Annotated in this window: 2 protein-coding genes; both read left to right on the top strand. The window is 51.0% G+C overall.

Annotated features, from left to right (window positions below):
• Positions 1-1287: 1287 nt before the first annotated feature.
• Positions 1288-2604 (top strand): Firmicu-CTERM sorting domain-containing protein, encoded by a 1317-nt coding sequence (locus tag ACYVRB_RS14135; RefSeq protein ID WP_461216056.1) that lies wholly within the window; start codon positions 1288-1290, stop codon positions 2602-2604.
• A 9-nt stretch (positions 2605-2613) separates the two neighbouring features.
• A complete protein-coding gene (gene xrtG, locus ACYVRB_RS14130) occupies positions 2614-3096 on the top strand; it encodes an exosortase family protein XrtG (protein ID WP_461216055.1) in 483 nt (160 codons plus the stop codon).
• Positions 3097-3134: the final 38 nt, after the last annotated feature.

The raw sequence follows: 3134 nt of genomic DNA, 5'->3' as shown, positions 1-3134 counted from the left end.
CTAGCTTTTGGTTTCGACGCTTAGAGCATAGCATGGGTAGCTTTGTAGGTGTCCTTTTAATTTGTCATTTTAAAAAGGGCCTACACTCTCGGCGTTGGATTTCTCCAACACCAGAAAGTGTAGACCCGTTTTTTGTTGCTTTGAATGGTAGTTGCGACGGTTACGCTTGGCAAAGAACCTGCATGAATGGCTTCAGCGTGACACTTGAATCGATATTCTATTGTCGGTAAAATCGGCGAGACTAAAAAATAAATACCGTTTTCAACTCGTGCGATAATTTAATCAGGCGTTGGGTAGGGGTATTTATTGACCGGTCCTCCAAATATCCCTTGTTTCCCCAGCGCACCAGTGAAACCAGCGGCAGCCTTCTGATCCTAGAAGGTTGGATCTCCAATTCCAGTACATCGATGACTTGAACGGCCGGATACAAAACTACGGCCAATCCACAGGTCTGAACGGTTGAACGGCCACTTGGTGACAAGTGAAGCATGTCTAAGGTCGCTACCCGAAACGCGGTGCAACGCAAATGTAGGACTAAGGGATCTAAAGGTAATTCAGGTCGGCCCCAGCGATACATTCATGGTACACAGAGCGAAGCAAGGCGGTTTAAGGCATGTGGATAAGACAGCTTGGGTGCGTGCGGGCAACGCCGGTGCGTGACCGAGATGACTTATACGCAATGCCGGTGCCTTGCGTGGCTCGACTAGGCACAGAGCGAAGCAACCCGCTCTTAGCGATGTGGATAAGACAGCTTGGGTGCGTGCCGGCAACGCCGGTGCGTGACTGTAATGACTTATCCGCAATCGCGTTGGGTTGCGCAGCTCGATTTAGGCACAGCGCAACGGAGGTAGCACTGAAGATTACTCAGACACTTCGCGTGCGACTATCTCAACAATAGTGTGGGGAATGAGACCCTTCTTTAGTGCGGCGTTGATCCTGCTGGTGCCTATCATAAATACTGAGCGAATAGCGGTTATTTGAGATGGCCTAAAATAAGAATGAGAACCGACCGAACGATCTGACGGCAAGTTAGACGCTTGGTCGGTTTTTTTGCCGACAAAAATGAGAGATTTATGTCGTTTTTTATAAGTTAACGATTGTGTTTACCGTGCCTAGGTGGGCTTGATGGTGCCCTGGAAGAGCGGGTATACGACTGTTTTTTTGACTAATAGCGGTTGTCATGGGCTAACAAAAAGACTACTCTAAAGGTGTATACATTTAATAAATTGTCAGTTATCTGAAATTTTTTTCGGCAGTTAGGGTTCTTCAAGCTTGGGAGCATGAATCATGAGATTACGCTATTTATTCGGACTTTTGGCATTAGGGGTCGGGCTGGCCACCGCGCCACAGGTGACGCATGCCGCGGGCAACATCAGCATCGATGGCAATTTTGGTGACTGGTCGGCGTATCCGGCGACATCGGTGTCATATTCTGATGACGGCAGCGGGCAAGATGTGTCACTGATAAAAGTCGCCGCGGATACGAAAACCGTCGATTTCTATGTGCAAGCCCATAACAACAACGCCAGTGGTGGCATCCCTGCGTGGTCGTGGACGTTGACCGTCGGTGGGCATACGCTTGGCAACTTCAACATCGGTAATTCGGCCACGCCATCTGGGAAGGTGACTGTTTATTATAATGGCCAAGCGATCGGGACAGGTGACGTTACCCGTTCGCAAGCTGACAGTAAATACAAGCGCGATTACAGCACCGGCGAGTTTGAGATTGATCTAGCCAAAGCTGGGATCAGTGATGCCAAGGTCGGCGACACGATCGCGTTGAACGCCAGTAGCGCCGGCTTGGGGAATCAAAAAGCCAGTGCCAATGTGACCGCCGGAGGGGCTTCCAGTGCTGCAACTACCACCACCGCCACGAGTGCGAGTGCCTCGGCCGCTTCGTCATCGAGTAGCCAGGCGACCTCTAGTTCCAGTAGCAGTAGCCCAGTTGATGCCAATGGTGTTGTTACCGCAGGCGATGCGGATACGACCACGGGTGACCAAAACACTAACCATGATGCGACCGGGATCGCGATCGATGGCGATTTTGGCGATTGGAAATCTGTACCGATCACAAAAGTTGCCGGTGACAATGTCTATAATTCTCGCTATATGGCCATGGTGACCGACGGCAATGATGTAGATATTTACGTGAAGATGCAGCCCAATGAAGCGATACCAGGCTATGGGGATTACGACTTTGATTTTGGTGGCAAGCACGTTTATGTCTGGAGCCACGATATCCCCAGCCAGTTGACGACTGACGGCAAGGCGGAAGCGGTCACGCTCAACGGCGGTTCTAATTATGATCAAAGCACTTACGGCGCGGTGGCGACCGGCTATGTGCGGCGTTTCAGCTGTGCCCAAGGTTCCTATGACGTGATGGAGTTCAAGCTGTCTTTGGCCAAATTGCATCTGTCGACGACGACCAGTCAGACCATCACCATGTCGAACCCGAATGTGGGCAACGGCGCGGTGACGGCCGCCGGCGGCTCGACTGGCCCGGTTGTGTTGGCCTCTGTCGGCGTCTTGATTGCAGGCTTTGGTTATTGGAAGTATCGCAAAATGACAACGCGGCCGGTGAAGACCCGGGTTTCAGGTAAGTAGGAAAAGCAAATGAGTATTTATATTCTGATTGGCACGATCGTGTGGTTATATGTGCTGTCAGTGTTGAAACGAGCACGGTTGTCTGCCTTTTACTTCATTGTGGGCAGTGCCGGGCTTTTTTTCATCCTGATCGGCATCAGTGACCCTTATTGGGTGTGGTTTTTCACGCATGCGATCCTTCACGGCATTCGCGTCATCGGGCAAGTGACGGGTTGGTGTCAGGTGTCGTTGCACACCGGGTTGGTCGCAATTCCAAATGCCGTGAACTCGGTGGTCATGACGATCGACTTTGAGTGTTCCGGCATCATTGAAACCGCTGCCTTGATCGCTCTGATCGCCTTCTTCCCGATGTATGTGCGGCGAGAAAAAGTCTTTTATGGTGTTTTCGGGGCGTTATATATCTACCTGGATTATTCACCTCGGTATTTGGGACATGAAATCGCATCTGGCCGGTCTGAAAGCAACGTTTGGAGCGTTGCGAATACTGACTGAGCGGAGAAGTTGGTGATCGATGCACCACGAACAGACCG

This window comes from Lacticaseibacillus boliensis, assembly GCF_054784775.1.
Note: the sequence above shows the minus strand (reverse complement) of the source record. Positions and strands in the feature narration are given on the sequence as shown.

Excerpts from the sequence above, each read along its gene's own strand:
- xrtG (WP_461216055.1), top strand. The coding sequence starts at position 2,614 with ATGAGTATTTATATTCTGATTGGCACGATCGTGTGGTTATATGTGCTG.
- ACYVRB_RS14135 (WP_461216056.1), top strand. The coding sequence starts at position 1,288 with ATGAGATTACGCTATTTATTCGGACTTTTGGCATTAGGGGTCGGGCTG.